This is a genomic window from Nonlabens dokdonensis DSW-6, from assembly GCF_000332115.1.
Classification (GTDB): domain Bacteria; phylum Bacteroidota; class Bacteroidia; order Flavobacteriales; family Flavobacteriaceae; genus Nonlabens; species Nonlabens dokdonensis.
Genome location: NC_020156.1, coordinates 3861272 through 3874921 on the forward strand (window position 1 = coordinate 3861272; position 13650 = coordinate 3874921).

Consider the following 13650-nt stretch of genomic DNA (forward strand, 5'->3'; position numbering starts at 1 on the left):
TCTTTAAATTGATCTAATCGTTAAAAAACTAATTCTAGTTTTTCACAAGTACGACTTGTGCGTTAGGCTGGAACAAATAAATCTTTCCAGACTCTATTTCTACACAATTATAGCGTTTACGTAATTTACTTCCTTTTTGATATTTTTTACCATTAGAATGTAAAAAAATAGCGCCTTCATGCAATTCAAAGATATAGCTTTTATGGGTTTCTGGGTCATAACTTTTTAACGCTATACTCATCATTGCATCAGTATCACTGCTTGCTTTAGGATTTCTAAAATGTCGAGCGAGCACTGGCAATAAATCTGATGGAAAAATCTCTGGTCTTAAAAAGGGAAGCATAAGCTGTTGGAAAGTATACTTCCACTCTACCCCATGAGGTTTAATTGATCTTCCATATTTTTGAAATGCTATTAAATGGGCTATTTCATGAACTAATGTAATTGTAAATCGATACTTGTTCAAATTTGCATTGATCGTAATCACATGAGACCCATCCTGATTTTTGCGATAATCCCCATGTCTAGTTTTTCTTTCATTAACTATTTTTAAATGAATATTGTTTTGTTCAATTAATGCAGTTAATGGTGTTACGGCTAGTTTGGGTAAATATTTATCTAAAACACTCATAAGGTTAGGTTCTAACGATGTGGAAGGTATTAAAATTTAATGACCTGATTTAGTAATTCTAATCACATTTCTAGCAGCAAATTTATTTATAAATTCTACGATTCTTGCAACATTGTAGTTATGTTTGTAAGCTTGATAAAGAACGAATAAAAAGTACCTAAAATTTAGAATAGTAATAGAAATATGAGAAAAGAAGCTAGAGAAAAAGGATGGAATGAAAAGAAAACAAATGATAGCTGGGCTACCTTTAAAATATTATCTGAATTTGTAATGGGATTTGAACGCATGAGCCGCATAGGACCATGTGTTTCTATCTTTGGAAGTGCACGTTTAAAGCCAGAGAACGAATATTATAAACTAGCTACAGAAATAGCTGGTAAAATAGTAGAAAACGGCTATGGAGTCATTACTGGCGGTGGACCTGGTATTATGGAAGCCGGAAATAAAGGAGCACATCTCGCTGGAGGAACCTCTGTGGGACTAAATATTACCTTACCATTTGAACAACATGACAATCCCTATATTGACAGCGATAAGAGCCTAGACTTTGACTACTTCTTTGCTCGTAAAGTTATGTTTGTAAAGTATTCACAAGGTTTTGTAGTAATGCCTGGTGGATTCGGTACATTAGATGAATTATTTGAAGCCATTACTCTTATCCAAACCAATAAAATCGGTAAGTTCCCTATAATCCTAGTCGGAACTGATTTCTGGAGTGGACTTTTAGATTGGGTTAAAAATACGCTTGATAAGAAGTTTTTTACGATCTCACCAGAGGATATAGATCTTTTACATGTTGTAGACACTAGTGATGAAGCTGTAAACATCATTAATGAGTTCTATGCTAAATACAGCTTGAGCCCTAATTTTTAAAACCGTTTATACTTTTAGTTCGTTTATATTGTTATGCTATCGATACTAAAGCGTGACCTAGTTTAGTTATTATACAAAGCGCCATAAAAAGTATCTAGCTTACTGACCAAAGGCAAACCCATTTTTTAATATGATTAAGAAGTTAGTACTTATTTTGCTTTTGTTTACCTGTTGCCTACATGCGCAGCATACTACTAGTATAATAGCCACGTTAAATAGCGAGAAAGACCGGCTAGAAATTAATCAAACTCTTGAAATAAACAATGAGAGTGACTCTACATGGGATCACATTATTCTTTTAGATTGGGCAAACGCTTTTTCTTCAAAGCAAACACCTCTTGCTGTTAGATTTGCTGAAGATTTTAAAAATAAGTTTCAATTTTCAAATCTAGAAGAGCGAGGACGCACTATTCTTAAACAATCTGACAGTTTAAATAACAAGTACTTCTTAGAACGTCTTTCATCGCAACAAGATATCATAAAACTTATTTTTGAGGAGCCGTTATTAGCTGGCGAAAATCGAACAGTACAATTTAATTACACTATCAAAATACCAGAAGATAACTTTACTGAATATGGTAAAAACAGCAAAGGAGAATACAATCTCAAATACTGGTACCTACATCCAGCACCATTCATCAATGGCAAATGGGAGTATTATTCTCATAAAGATCTTGATGATTTTCATGGCGCTCCTATGAATTTTTCCGTCTCATTACACTTGCCAAAATCACATCGTGCCGTTAGTAATCTTACTAGAAAAATAGAAGCACCTCAATACAACGGTAATAGTTATCTATTTACAGGTACTAATTATTATGAAGCTGTCCTACATATTTTAAACGATGTAGATGTTTTTAAAACCTATAGCGTCCCAGGCATAAATATCGTCACAGACATTGAAGATAAAAGTGTACCGCTAGAAATAAAAGTGGTCTTTAACGACCGTATTGCTAGCTTTCTTCAGAACAGGTTAGGCGGTTATCCTTATGATGACTTATTTGTTTCAGACCGTTATTATCGTGAAAATCCAGTTTATGGATTAAGCTCTTTACCTAGTTTTATCAATCCATTTCCTGCTGGATTTACGTATGAAATTAAAATGCTCAAAGCTCTTGCTCGTAAATGGGTAGAAAGTGGGATTCATGTAAACCCTAGAGAAGAAGCTTGGATAGAAAAATCATTGATTACCTATTTGATGATGGAGTATCAAAAAACCTACTATCCTGATCTTAAAATAGGTGGGAAATTGAGCAACATTTGGGGTATTCGTGGATTTAATGCGGCAAATCTCAAGTTTAACGATAGTTATTCCCTACTCTACCTTAACAGCGCTAGACAGAATCTTGATGAAGCAATTAACACTCCTGCAGACCAGTTAGTAAAATACAATCAGCAAATCGGTATTCCTTTTAAAGCAGCAATAGGCTGGCGTTTTCTAGATGACTTTTTGGGAGATAAAAGCCTTGAAAAATCCATTCAAGAGTTTTACGTTGCAAATCATCTTCAATTTACAAGTGCTGAAGACTTGCAACAAATTCTATCTAATAACTCTTCAAAAAATATAGATTGGTTTTTTGAAGACTATATCACAACTCATAAACGCCTCGACTGGACTATAAGAAAAGTAAAAAAGACTGACGATTCTGTTTCGTTTGAAGTAAAGAACAAATCCCACCTTCAAATTCCAGTACCTGTTTACTTGCTAGAAGAAGACAGTATTGTTACAAAGAAATGGATAGAAGGAATCAAGAGTGATAGTATGATCTCGCTTTCGCGAAAGCGTGCTACCAGAATAGCCATTAATCACGAAGAACTCATAAGCGAGTTCAATCCTAGAGATAATTACAAGACGCTTAAAGGCTTCCCTTCTCTCAATAGGCCATTAGAATTTAGACTGTTTAAGGATATAGAAGATCCGGAAAGATCTCAAGTTTTTCTAATGCCAGACGTTGAGTTTAATATCTACGATGGTCTAACTTTAGGAACAAGGTTTTATAATGGTAACTTACTTCCTAAGCCATTACGATACAGTATCAAACCAGGATATGGAACTAATTCTAATAAATTAGTCGGCTCCATAAGTATGAGTTACGATCATCCTATTCAAGATCGAGAAGAGCGATTATTTTCTGTGCGTTATGGTATAAGTGCTAACACCTTTTCTTATGCTGATGATCTAATGTTCCGTAGAGGAAGCGCTTGGTTACAATTTAGATACCGTCCTGAAGATTTAAGAAGTAATAAACAACAAAGCCTAAGTTTTAGAAATATTTATGTAGACCGCGATCGTAATCCTTTAAGCCCAGTAGATGAGCCAGATTATAATGTTTTTGCAATCAACTTTGCACAATCTGACAATAATTTGAGGCGTGTGTTTAACTACAACATCGGCACAGAAATATCGAGTCAATTTACCAAAGCAACCTACAGATTTAACTGGAGAAGGCTTTATAGAAATAACAGACAATTAGAATTTAGATTTTTCGGTGGAGCATTTCTTACTAATAACTCTCAATCTAGTGGCAATTTCTTTTCTTTTGCACTAGACCGCCCTACAGATTATTTATTTGATTACAACTATTACGGTAGGTCAGAAGATAGCGGTCTTTTTTCGCAGCAATTGATCGTAGCAGAAGGTGGCTTTAAATCGCAATTAGAACCTGCGTTTGCAAATCAATGGATTACCACGGTTAATGGATCGTATAGTTTATGGAACTACATACATGTTTATGGTGATGCTGGTTTTGTAAAAAATAAAGGGCGTGATGCAAAATTTGTATATGATTCAGGAATCAGGTTAAACTTACTTCAAGACTTTTTTGAACTTTATTTTCCTGTTTATAGTAATAATGGTTGGGAAATTGCGCAACAAAATTACGATGAGAAAATACGTTTTATAGTTACACTAGACATTAACACTTTTGTAAAACTATTTAGTCGTCGATGGTACTAGTTTTGTAATTGTAATTAGAAGGTTAAAAACGTACCTTTGCGATAAGACCCAAAAACAATGCAAAACACAGTGAAAGAACCACAACAACTAGCAAAAGAAGATTTCAAAGAAGAACTTATTAAAGATTACAAACTTGCTGTTACCAGTAGAGAATGTAGTTTATTAGGACGTCGTGAAGTACTTACTGGAAAGGCGAAGTTTGGAATCTTTGGAGATGGAAAAGAGTTGCCACAATTAGCGTGGGCTCGTTCTTTTGAAAATGGAGATTTTAGAAGTGGTTACTATCGCGATCAAACTTTTATGATGGCTATTGGCGAGCTTAATATTCAGCAGTTTTTTGCAGGTCTTTATGCAAATACTGATATTAATGACGAGCCTATGAGTGCAGGTCGCCAGATGGGTGGACACTTTGCTACACATAGTTTAAATGAAGATGGAAGTTGGAAACGATTAATAGATCAAAAGAATTCTAGTGCTGACATCTCTCCTACCGCTGGTCAAATGCCTAGACTTTTAGGTCTTGCACAAGCTTCTAAGGTTTATAGACTTAACGATCTTATCAAAGATGATAATGGATTCTCTAATAAAGGGAATGAAGTCGCATGGGGAACGATAGGTAATGCTAGTACTAGTGAAGGACATTTTTGGGAAACTTTCAATGCTGCTGGAGTATTACAAGTTCCTATGGTTATAAGTGTTTGGGACGATGATTACGGGATATCTGTCCACGCAAAGCATCAAACTACAAAAGAAAGTATAAGCAAAATTCAAGCTGGTTTTCAAAGAGATGATGAGCATGATGGCTTTGAAATAATGACCGTTAAAGGTTGGGATTATGTTTCTCTTATGGAAACCTATGAAAAAGCTAGTAAAATTTCTAGAGAACAACATGTTCCAGTAATGATTCATGTAGAAGAACTGACTCAACCACAAGGTCATAGTACAAGTGGTTCTCACGAGCGATACAAAGATGAGGATCGTTTAAACTGGGAAAGAGAATACGATTGTAATGTACAGTTCAGAAAATGGCTTATTGAGAATAATTTTGCTACTGAAGAAGAGCTTACTGATCTCGAGAAATCTATTAAAAAAGAGGTTAGAGAAGGAAAGAAAGCAGCATGGAATGCTTATTTGAATCCTATCCTCGAGGAACGTGATGAAGCAGTTAAATTAATTGAAGCTGTTGCAGCTATTTCTGATAATGGTGTATTTATAAAGCCGCTAGCCGCTAATTTAAAAGAGCAAAAAGAACTTTACCGTAAAGACACTTTAGAAGCGGTAAGAAAAACTTTGAGATATACGCTTCAAGAGAATCATAATGCAATTCAAGATTTAAATAATTGGTTAAACAACTATAAAGAGAAAAACCAAGAAAAATATAGTGGTCAATTACACAGTGATTCTCAACAAGCCGCTACTAAAATTGCCGCTGTCGCTCCTCAATATAATGAGGACAGTGAAGATGTAGATGCGAGACTGGTAATGAGAGATAACTTTGATGCACTTTTTGAAGCACATCCAGAGGTATTAGTTTTCGGAGAAGATGCTGGTAGAATAGGTGATGTAAATCAAGGCCTAGAAGGAATGCAAGAGAAATATGGTGAATTAAGAGTTGCCGATACTGGTATACGAGAAGCAACCATTTTAGGTCAAGGCATAGGACTTGCCATGAGAGGTTTGCGCCCTATTGCTGAGATTCAATATCTTGATTATTTATTGTATTGTTTACAATTAATGAGTGATGATCTAGCTACCGTACAATATCGTACAGCTGGTAAGCAAAAAGCTCCGGTTATAATTAGAACTAGAGGTCATCGACTAGAGGGAATATGGCATAGTGGCTCACAAATGGGTGGAATCATCAATCTAGTGAGAGGAATTCATGTTTTAGTACCTAGAAACATGACGCAGGCTGCTGGTTTTTATAACACACTTCTCGCAAGCGATGAACCTGCACTTATAGTAGAGTGCCTAAATGGTTACCGTCTAAAAGAAAAATTACCTTCTAATCTAGGAGAATTTAGAACTCCTATAGGAAAAATAGAAACTCTTAAAGAAGGAAAAGATATCACTTTAGTGTCATACGGCTCAACACTACGACTAGTAAATGAAGCTGCTGTAGAGCTTGATAGAGCTGGTATAGATGTTGAGATTATCGATGTGCAATCTCTACTTCCATTTGATCTAGATCATAAAATAGTAGAAAGTGTCAAAAAAACTAATAGGCTACTCGTTATTGATGAAGATGTGCCTGGTGGAGCTAGTGCTTACATTTTACAAAAAATACTAGATGAGCAAAATGCGTGGAGATACCTAGATAGCAAACCACAATGTCTAGCTGCGCAGCCACACCGACCAGCTTATGGAACAGATGGAGATTACTTTTCAAAACCAAGTGTAGATGATATATTTGATAAAGTATACCACATCATGCATGAAACCAATCCTTCTAAATTTCCTAAACACGGATTTTAATAGATGGGTAAAGATGATAAGCATATATCAAGCCAGTGGAGACGTAAAATTCATGAAGTAATTTATGAGGCAGACACGCCAGCTGGTAAAATATTTGATGTTACTTTACTGATTGTCATTATAATAAGCTTAATTCTGGTAATGCTAGAAAGTGTTCCCGAATTAGGAAGAAACTATAAGGATGAGTTCATTATTGCAGAATGGGTAATAACTGTTTTCTTCACAATTGAATATGTACTAAGGATTATTTCTATTAATAAACCTTTTAAATATATTTTTAGCTTTTTTGGTATTATTGATTTTATCTCAACTATACCACTGTACCTTACATTTTTCTTTGGTGGCTTAAATGCACTATTAGCAGTACGATCCCTTAGGCTTCTAAGAATTTTTAGAATTTTAAAGATCACAAGATATATAGGTGAAGCTGATAAGCTCAGTAAAGCAATCAGATCAAGCGGCCCTAAAATCGCAGTTTTTCTATTTGCAGTAATGGTTGTTTCTATAATTTTTGGAACCCTTATGTATTTAATAGAAGGCCCAGAACATGGCTTTGATAGTATTCCCAAGTCGATATACTGGTGTATTGTAACCTTAACCACCGTTGGTTTTGGTGATATTGCTCCAGAGACTCCTTTTGGTCAGTTTCTTGCAGCTGTGATTATGATTATGGGTTATGGAATCATTGCAGTACCTACTGGAATTGTAAGTGCTGAGTATTCCAAATCTAGTAAGGAAGAAGAAAAAGAAGTAAATCCACAAGATTATCCTGATTATAGGCATGTAAATACACAAGTTTGTCAAAACTGCCTTTCACGTAAACATCAAGATGGAGCTTTATTTTGTCACAATTGTGGAACCTCTCTAGATGACTAACAAAACTTTACTTTGCATCGTAGGACCTACCGCTATAGGTAAGACGGCTCTTAGTATCGCTTTCGCGAAAGCTTACAACACAGCCATCATATCGTCAGATTCTAGACAATTTTATAAGGAAATGACCATAGGAACAGCGGTTCCTGAAAAAGAAGAACTTGATGCCGCAACACACTATTTTATTCAAGATAGAAGCATTTTTGATGATTACTCCGTAGGCGATTTTGAAAGAGATGTCATACAACTATTACCTAAACTTTTTACACAGAATGACGTTGTTGTGATGGTAGGTGGAAGTGCTTTGTATGAGAAAGCAGTGACTTATGGACTGGACGATCTTCCAGACGTTCCTCATGAAATACAGCAAGAAATTAAAGCAGAGTTTGAAAATAAAGGTATTTCTTGGTTACAGGAAGAGGTACAAAAAAACGATGCAGAATATTTTGAAACGGTAGACATTCATAATTCTCATCGTTTAATTAGAGCGATAGGCATTTTTCGCGTAAGTGGTAAAAAAATGAATGAATTGAGAACTGGCAAAGCTCAAAAAAGAAACTTCAATATCGTTAAAATAGGACTTACTGCTGAACGCGAAGAATTGTATGAGCGAATCAATAAACGTGTGGACATCATGATTGATCGTGGTTTAGAGCAAGAAGCACGAGAGCTTTTTCCTCATAAAAACCTGAATGCATTACAAACAGTAGGTTACAAAGAATTCTTTGATTATTTTGAAAATTCCTATGATTATGACGAAGCCGTTAGGCTCATAAAAAGGAATACGAGACGCTTTGCAAAAAGACAGTTAACCTGGTATCGCAAAGATGAATCTGTAAAATGGTTTCACTACAAAACTCGCCATACTGAAATCGTACAGCGAGTTAGTAAAAAACTTATGGATTGATATTATTTAATAATCTACCTGATCTTTAACTAATAAACGGAATCCTTCTCCGTGTATGTTAACAATCTCCACGTTATCATCTTCTTTCAAGTATTTACGCAGTTTTGCGATGTAGACATCCATAGATCTTGAGGTGAAATAGTTATCATCTCGCCAAATCTTAGTAAGCGCTAGTTCACGTGGCATTAAATCATTAAGGTGTAACGCTAGTAAACGTAGTAATTCATTTTCCTTGGGAGAAAGTTTTACAGGTTCTTTATCATTTAACGATAAAAATCTTAATTTAGAATTAAGGTGAAAATTACCTATCTGGAATTCAAATTCCTTAGAATCTGCAAGACTGTCTTGCCCTTTACGCTGCATGATAGCTTTAATCTTCATAAGAAGAACTTCACTATCAAACGGCTTATTTAAGTAGTCGTCTGCTCCTACTTTGTAACCTCTTAGCACATCTTCTTTCATTGCTTTTGCAGTTAAGAAAATGATAGGCACTTCTTCGTTTTTCTCTCTAATCTCCTTAGCTAGAGTGAAACCATCTTTGTATGGCATCATAACATCTAGAATACAAAGATCATAATTGTCTTTTTTAAATTTTTCAAATCCTTCCATTCCGTTTTTTGCATGAACAACATCAAAGTCATTCATTAAAAGGTAATCTTTCAAAACGGTTCCAAAATTTGGATCATCTTCTACTAAAAGTATTTTTTTGTTTTCGGTTTCCATAAGTTATTAATTTAAATTTAAGTTATTATTGGTAGATGGATACTAAAGGTACTACCTTTTCCTTTAACACTTTCTACGTGAATTTCTCCATCGCAGTCGTCTAATATTCTTTTTGCATAAGCAAGACCTAGTCCATGACCTTTTACGTTATGAATATCTCCTGTATGTTCTCTAAAAAATTTCTGAAAAACTTTGCGTTGCGCTTGCTTGCTCATTCCTATTCCTTGATCACGAATTTTAATGACCAATTTATTTTTAATGTTTTCAGTAAAAACGTCAATGACAGGTGCGCCTTCTGTATACTTAATAGCATTTTCTAAAACGTTTACTATCACATTTGTTATATGACTTTCATTTGCCAGCACTTCTGTTCTTAAAGCTCCTAAATGAGTTTTTACAACTCCACCTTTTTCTTCAAGAATCAATTGAATGTGTGAGATACTATCTTCTACTACCTCATTCATGTCTAAGCGCTCTTTCTCAATGTCGAGATCATTCTTTTCTAATTTTGAGATCCTCAACACGTTTTCTACTTGACTGTGCATGCGTTTATTTTCTTCCCTTATCATTCTATGATAAGTTTTTACTTTTTCAGGATCTGCCGAAATCTTAGGATGCCTCAGTGAATCCAAAGCAAGGTTTATAGTTGCTATAGGAGTTTTGAACTCATGAGTCATATTATTAATAAAATCTGTCTTTATCTGTGAAATTTGACGTTGTTTAAAAATCTGTTTAATCGCATTAGAATAAGCTACCACTATCACGGTAGTAAAAACAAGTGATAAAAGCGCCATTCCTGCAACTGATGACAGGATGTACTTTTTTCTATCAGGCATATTGAGATACAATATATAAGGCTCTGTTTGTAGATTATTGAACCTATATATAGGTGCTGACCAAGTAGCATCAGTTAAAAAATCAAAATAGTCTGATTTGATATTAGTTGCAAAACTATCCTGATATACGGCAAATTCAAAATCTGCTTCTATGGATCTGTTCTCTAATTCTTCTTTTAAAATTTCTCTTAGCTCCTCTTTTGAGATACGCTGTGAAATGGGTAAAAGTGAATTGTAATTACTAATAAGTTCCTTATCTACCTTACGTGCGTATTGATCTAATTGAGATAACTCAGAAATAGTTTTATTCTTTCTTGTTGAGGTGTTTCTATTAGGAAGCGTACTTTTTTTATTAAGTAACTTATTGAAGGTAACACTGTCTATATCTAAATCAAGAAGTTGAGGATTGAGCTTAAAATTTTCGTTCAGAAGACTGGTACTATATTTAGAGGTCTCATCAAAATTTTGATTGCGCTGAATCAACATTAATTCACTGATAGTTCTAGGATTAGGTTGTACTCCAAGACTGTCTCGTATTTGATCTAAAACATCATAAAATTTTTCAACTTCGCGGTCCTCTAATTCTGAAGAAACTGAGGCCAATGTCTGTCTAACAGCAAAAGAAAATTGTTCTTCCTTATCGCTAACACTATTAATGATCCAATATATTTGAACCATCACAATCCCAGCAAGGGAAACACTCATTAAACCGATTAGGAAATATAAAACTCGCTTTTGCACATTACAAATTTAACATATTGAAAAAGTGTTAAAAAGCCTTTAACCATATATTAACTTAGTGAATATTTTAAAACTATTTATAAATTTAACAGAACATCGTGCATTATCGATACATAAGACTCTGTTTTGATCAAATTATTATTAATAATTACAAAATCTGATAAATTAAGTCTTTCAATATCGGTCCATTGATTATTTAATCGAGCTTCTACTTCTTTCCTAGAAACCTGATCTCTTTCCATCACCCTGCGAATTCTTTCCTCAATTTCTGTGCTAACTAAAATAACATGATCGCAGGATTGATGACCACCACTTTCAAATAAAATCGCAGCTTCATAAATGATATAAGATGTTTTCTGAGTTTTTAACCAATTTTTAAAATAGGATCTTACAGCAGGATGTAGAATAGCGTTGAGACTCTTAAGTAATGATTTATCACTAAAAACTTTAGACGCAATAAATTTCCTATCAGGAATAACGACTCCTTTAGAATCAATTATATAAGATGAGTCACCTAAAAGTTTTTTTACAGCCGTAATAACATCTTTATCTGACTGTAGCAGCTTTTTTGAAACATCATCTGCAATAAAAATAGGGACACCAAGTCGCTCAAACATTTTGGCAACTGTAGACTTGCCGCTTCCTATTCCGCCAGTTAAACCTATTACTTTCATTTACTTTATAGTTAGCACTTGGACCTGAGATGGTGATATTCGGTAAGAGATGATATTATCATTCTTAATTTTTACTTCTGGAATGATAGAAATATTTAAATCATCAACCTTATCGTAATCAAGATAAATATCAAAATCGTTTATGTCTATGCCTTCAAATTCTGATACTGGTGATGAGAATATTAATTGTACCGTATCTGGGATAATTTTGACATCATAATCGTTTTTATTGTTCACTAACTCTATCTGTATGTCAAATTTACCTTCTGTAACTTGAGTTGCTTTTATTGTCAATACTAACTCTTGAGGATTAAAATTTAACTCTGGATCAATATCCTTGAGATCAACTGATATAGTGGTAAGAGTATCATGAACTACAATCTTAGAATCTACAGAAACTTTAAATTCATCTAATTCATTGACTTTATTATCATTTCCAGTTATGACGACACTATCTGTCTGAAAAAATGGTTGCACCAAAGGATAATAGTTGTTACTGTACTCTGTTTTAATTTGATTAATAATCGGTACTTTCTTCGTTACATACTTTTTATATTCCAAAGCAATTTCTTGATCATCAATATCTAAAAGCTCATAAGTACGCGATTTTAATTTTCTAATGTTTTTGATGCTTTTAGTAGAGCTAAAAAACAGAGAATCGTTGCGTATATAAGTATTCTGATTAAAATCTAATTCTATACTATGATCAAATATCTTCTCCCAAATTAAAGTAAATCCGCTTGCTTTTATTTCGACAGGAATATTAACTTCCTTAGAATTTTCAAGTAAAATGATAGAATTAGGAATGTTTGTGAAACTGATATTAAAAACGACTTCTTCTCGATAATCATCTTTATATTTTGAAATAAACCATAAGCTAGCTACCACCGCCACTACTAATAAAAAACTCAATATTTTTTTATACCTCATAACATTATTTAAAAAATAATTTAGGGAAAGCCTTACGCTCAGGAGTCTTTAATATAACAATTTTAATCCACGCTTTCAAAAAACCTATACCGTATCCATAAAATTGAATTAGCGTAGCAAATATCGACTTGAAACCTATTTTGATACCATTCTTTATCGTAGAATCTATAATTATGATCAAAAAATATACTGCAAAAAATAATACAGGCCAGAATATCCCAATTAACAAAAAAATCAAAGAAGCCAGTAAACTAAAAATAAACACAGCAGGAAACCAATACGTTAGCTTTGTAGAATCAGGATGCCATTTATTTAAAATTACTCTTACTTTTCCAAACTTGTTCACTTGCTTATAAAATAAAGCCCATGAAATTCTTCTCTCATGATATACATGTGCTTTTGTTATTAAAGCTGTGCTGAGATTAAGTTGCCATAATCTTAAAGTTAGATCAGGATCTTCACCTGGATGAATTTTTCTAAAACCACCAGTTTGTTCAAAGGCTTTCCTGCTTAACCCCATATTAAAACTACGCGGTTGAAACCTACCTAAATTTTCATTGCCGCCTCTTATTCCGCCTGTTGTAAAAAATGAAGTCATAGAATAGTTGATGGCCTTTTGCAAATCGCTAAAACTTTCATGCGCAGCATCAGGACCTCCATAACATTCTACATAGTCATCACTCAAATAGTTGTCCACCTCATTAAGGTATTCTGGTGGCAAAATACAGTCACTATCTAATATGATAAAATAATCACCTGTAGCCTTTTTCATTCCATAATTGCGCGAGTCTCCAGGACCTGAATTTGGTTTAAATAAATAGGTGATATTTACGCTTTCGCGAAAGCGAGAACATACTTCTTCACAGCTTATATCAGAACCATCTTCAATAATTACCACCTCAAATTTTCTATCAAAACTTAAGTGAGATATACTTTGAAGTAACTTCTCTATTTCTTCAGGTCTATTAAAGACAGGGACGATAAATGAATAATAAATTGGTTTCACAAATCAAAAATAGTCAATAAAAAAA

General features: G+C 34.0%; 11 protein-coding genes. 5 read left to right on the forward strand and 6 right to left on the reverse strand.

The genetic code is table 11. The features are described 5' to 3' along the window. Window positions 1–34: 34 nt before the first annotated feature. Entirely contained in the window at window positions 35–631 is a 597-nt protein-coding gene (locus DDD_RS16965) for a SprT-like domain-containing protein (RefSeq protein ID WP_015364199.1), read from the reverse strand. A gap of 183 nt (window positions 632–814) precedes the next feature. Here DDD_RS16965 and DDD_RS16970 point away from each other — a divergent pair, with 183 nt between their 5' ends. From DDD_RS16970 to miaA, 5 genes are all read left to right on the forward strand, one after another. Further along, a complete protein-coding gene (locus tag DDD_RS16970) occupies window positions 815–1504 on the forward strand; it encodes an LOG family protein (protein WP_015364200.1) in 690 nt (229 codons plus the stop codon). A 130-nt stretch (window positions 1505–1634) separates the two neighbouring features. Then, window positions 1635–4460 (forward strand): gluzincin family metallopeptidase, encoded by a 2826-nt coding sequence (locus DDD_RS16975; protein ID WP_015364201.1) that lies wholly within the window; start codon window positions 1635–1637, stop codon window positions 4458–4460. Window positions 4461–4517: 57 nt separating this feature from the next. Further along, complete coding sequence (locus DDD_RS16980) at window positions 4518–6935, forward strand: alpha-ketoacid dehydrogenase subunit alpha/beta (protein WP_015364202.1); 2418 nt, start codon at window positions 4518–4520, stop codon at window positions 6933–6935. A gap of 3 nt (window positions 6936–6938) precedes the next feature. Further along, on the forward strand, window positions 6939–7811 hold the full coding sequence (locus DDD_RS16985; protein ID WP_015364203.1) for an ion transporter: 873 nt from the start codon (window positions 6939–6941) through the stop codon (window positions 7809–7811). After that, complete coding sequence (gene miaA, locus DDD_RS16990) at window positions 7804–8715, forward strand: tRNA (adenosine(37)-N6)-dimethylallyltransferase MiaA (RefSeq protein ID WP_015364204.1); 912 nt, start codon at window positions 7804–7806, stop codon at window positions 8713–8715. The genes DDD_RS16985 and miaA overlap by 8 nt, the downstream gene beginning before the upstream one ends. Before the next feature lie 6 nt (window positions 8716–8721). On the opposite strand, the gene DDD_RS16995 is transcribed toward miaA, so the two are convergent. From DDD_RS16995 to DDD_RS17015, 5 genes are all read right to left on the reverse strand, one after another. Next, on the reverse strand, window positions 8722–9438 hold the full coding sequence (locus DDD_RS16995) for a response regulator transcription factor (RefSeq protein WP_015364205.1): 717 nt from the start codon (window positions 9436–9438) through the stop codon (window positions 8722–8724). Between the two features lie 17 nt (window positions 9439–9455). Next, window positions 9456–10979: a sensor histidine kinase gene (locus DDD_RS17000; RefSeq protein WP_015364206.1), complete on the reverse strand. Its 1524-nt coding sequence runs from the start codon at window positions 10977–10979 to the stop codon at window positions 9456–9458. A 113-nt stretch (window positions 10980–11092) separates the two neighbouring features. After that, on the reverse strand, window positions 11093–11689 hold the full coding sequence (gene coaE, locus DDD_RS17005) for a dephospho-CoA kinase (RefSeq protein WP_015364207.1): 597 nt from the start codon (window positions 11687–11689) through the stop codon (window positions 11093–11095). Further along, on the reverse strand, window positions 11690–12619 hold the full coding sequence (locus DDD_RS17010) for a YbbR-like domain-containing protein (RefSeq protein ID WP_015364208.1): 930 nt from the start codon (window positions 12617–12619) through the stop codon (window positions 11690–11692). It abuts the gene before it with no gap. Between the two features lie 4 nt (window positions 12620–12623). Then, a complete protein-coding gene (locus DDD_RS17015; RefSeq protein ID WP_041567523.1) occupies window positions 12624–13616 on the reverse strand; it encodes a glycosyltransferase in 993 nt (330 codons plus the stop codon). Window positions 13617–13650: the final 34 nt, after the last annotated feature.

What these genes read in the sequence shown, in the direction of transcription:
- DDD_RS16965 (WP_015364199.1), bottom strand. Translation starts at nt 631, where the DNA reads ATGAGTGTTTTAGATAAATATTTACCCAAACTAGCCGTAACACCATTA.
- DDD_RS16970 (WP_015364200.1), top strand. Translation starts at nt 815, where the DNA reads ATGAGAAAAGAAGCTAGAGAAAAAGGATGGAATGAAAAGAAAACAAAT.
- DDD_RS16975 (WP_015364201.1), top strand. Translation starts at nt 1,635, where the DNA reads ATGATTAAGAAGTTAGTACTTATTTTGCTTTTGTTTACCTGTTGCCTA.
- DDD_RS16980 (WP_015364202.1), top strand. Translation starts at nt 4,518, where the DNA reads ATGCAAAACACAGTGAAAGAACCACAACAACTAGCAAAAGAAGATTTC.
- DDD_RS16985 (WP_015364203.1), top strand. Translation starts at nt 6,939, where the DNA reads ATGGGTAAAGATGATAAGCATATATCAAGCCAGTGGAGACGTAAAATT.
- miaA (WP_015364204.1), top strand. Translation starts at nt 7,804, where the DNA reads ATGACTAACAAAACTTTACTTTGCATCGTAGGACCTACCGCTATAGGT.
- DDD_RS16995 (WP_015364205.1), bottom strand. Translation starts at nt 9,438, where the DNA reads ATGGAAACCGAAAACAAAAAAATACTTTTAGTAGAAGATGATCCAAAT.
- DDD_RS17000 (WP_015364206.1), bottom strand. Translation starts at nt 10,979, where the DNA reads ATGAGTGTTTCCCTTGCTGGGATTGTGATGGTTCAAATATATTGGATC.
- coaE (WP_015364207.1), bottom strand. Translation starts at nt 11,689, where the DNA reads ATGAAAGTAATAGGTTTAACTGGCGGAATAGGAAGCGGCAAGTCTACA.
- DDD_RS17010 (WP_015364208.1), bottom strand. Translation starts at nt 12,619, where the DNA reads ATGAGGTATAAAAAAATATTGAGTTTTTTATTAGTAGTGGCGGTGGTA.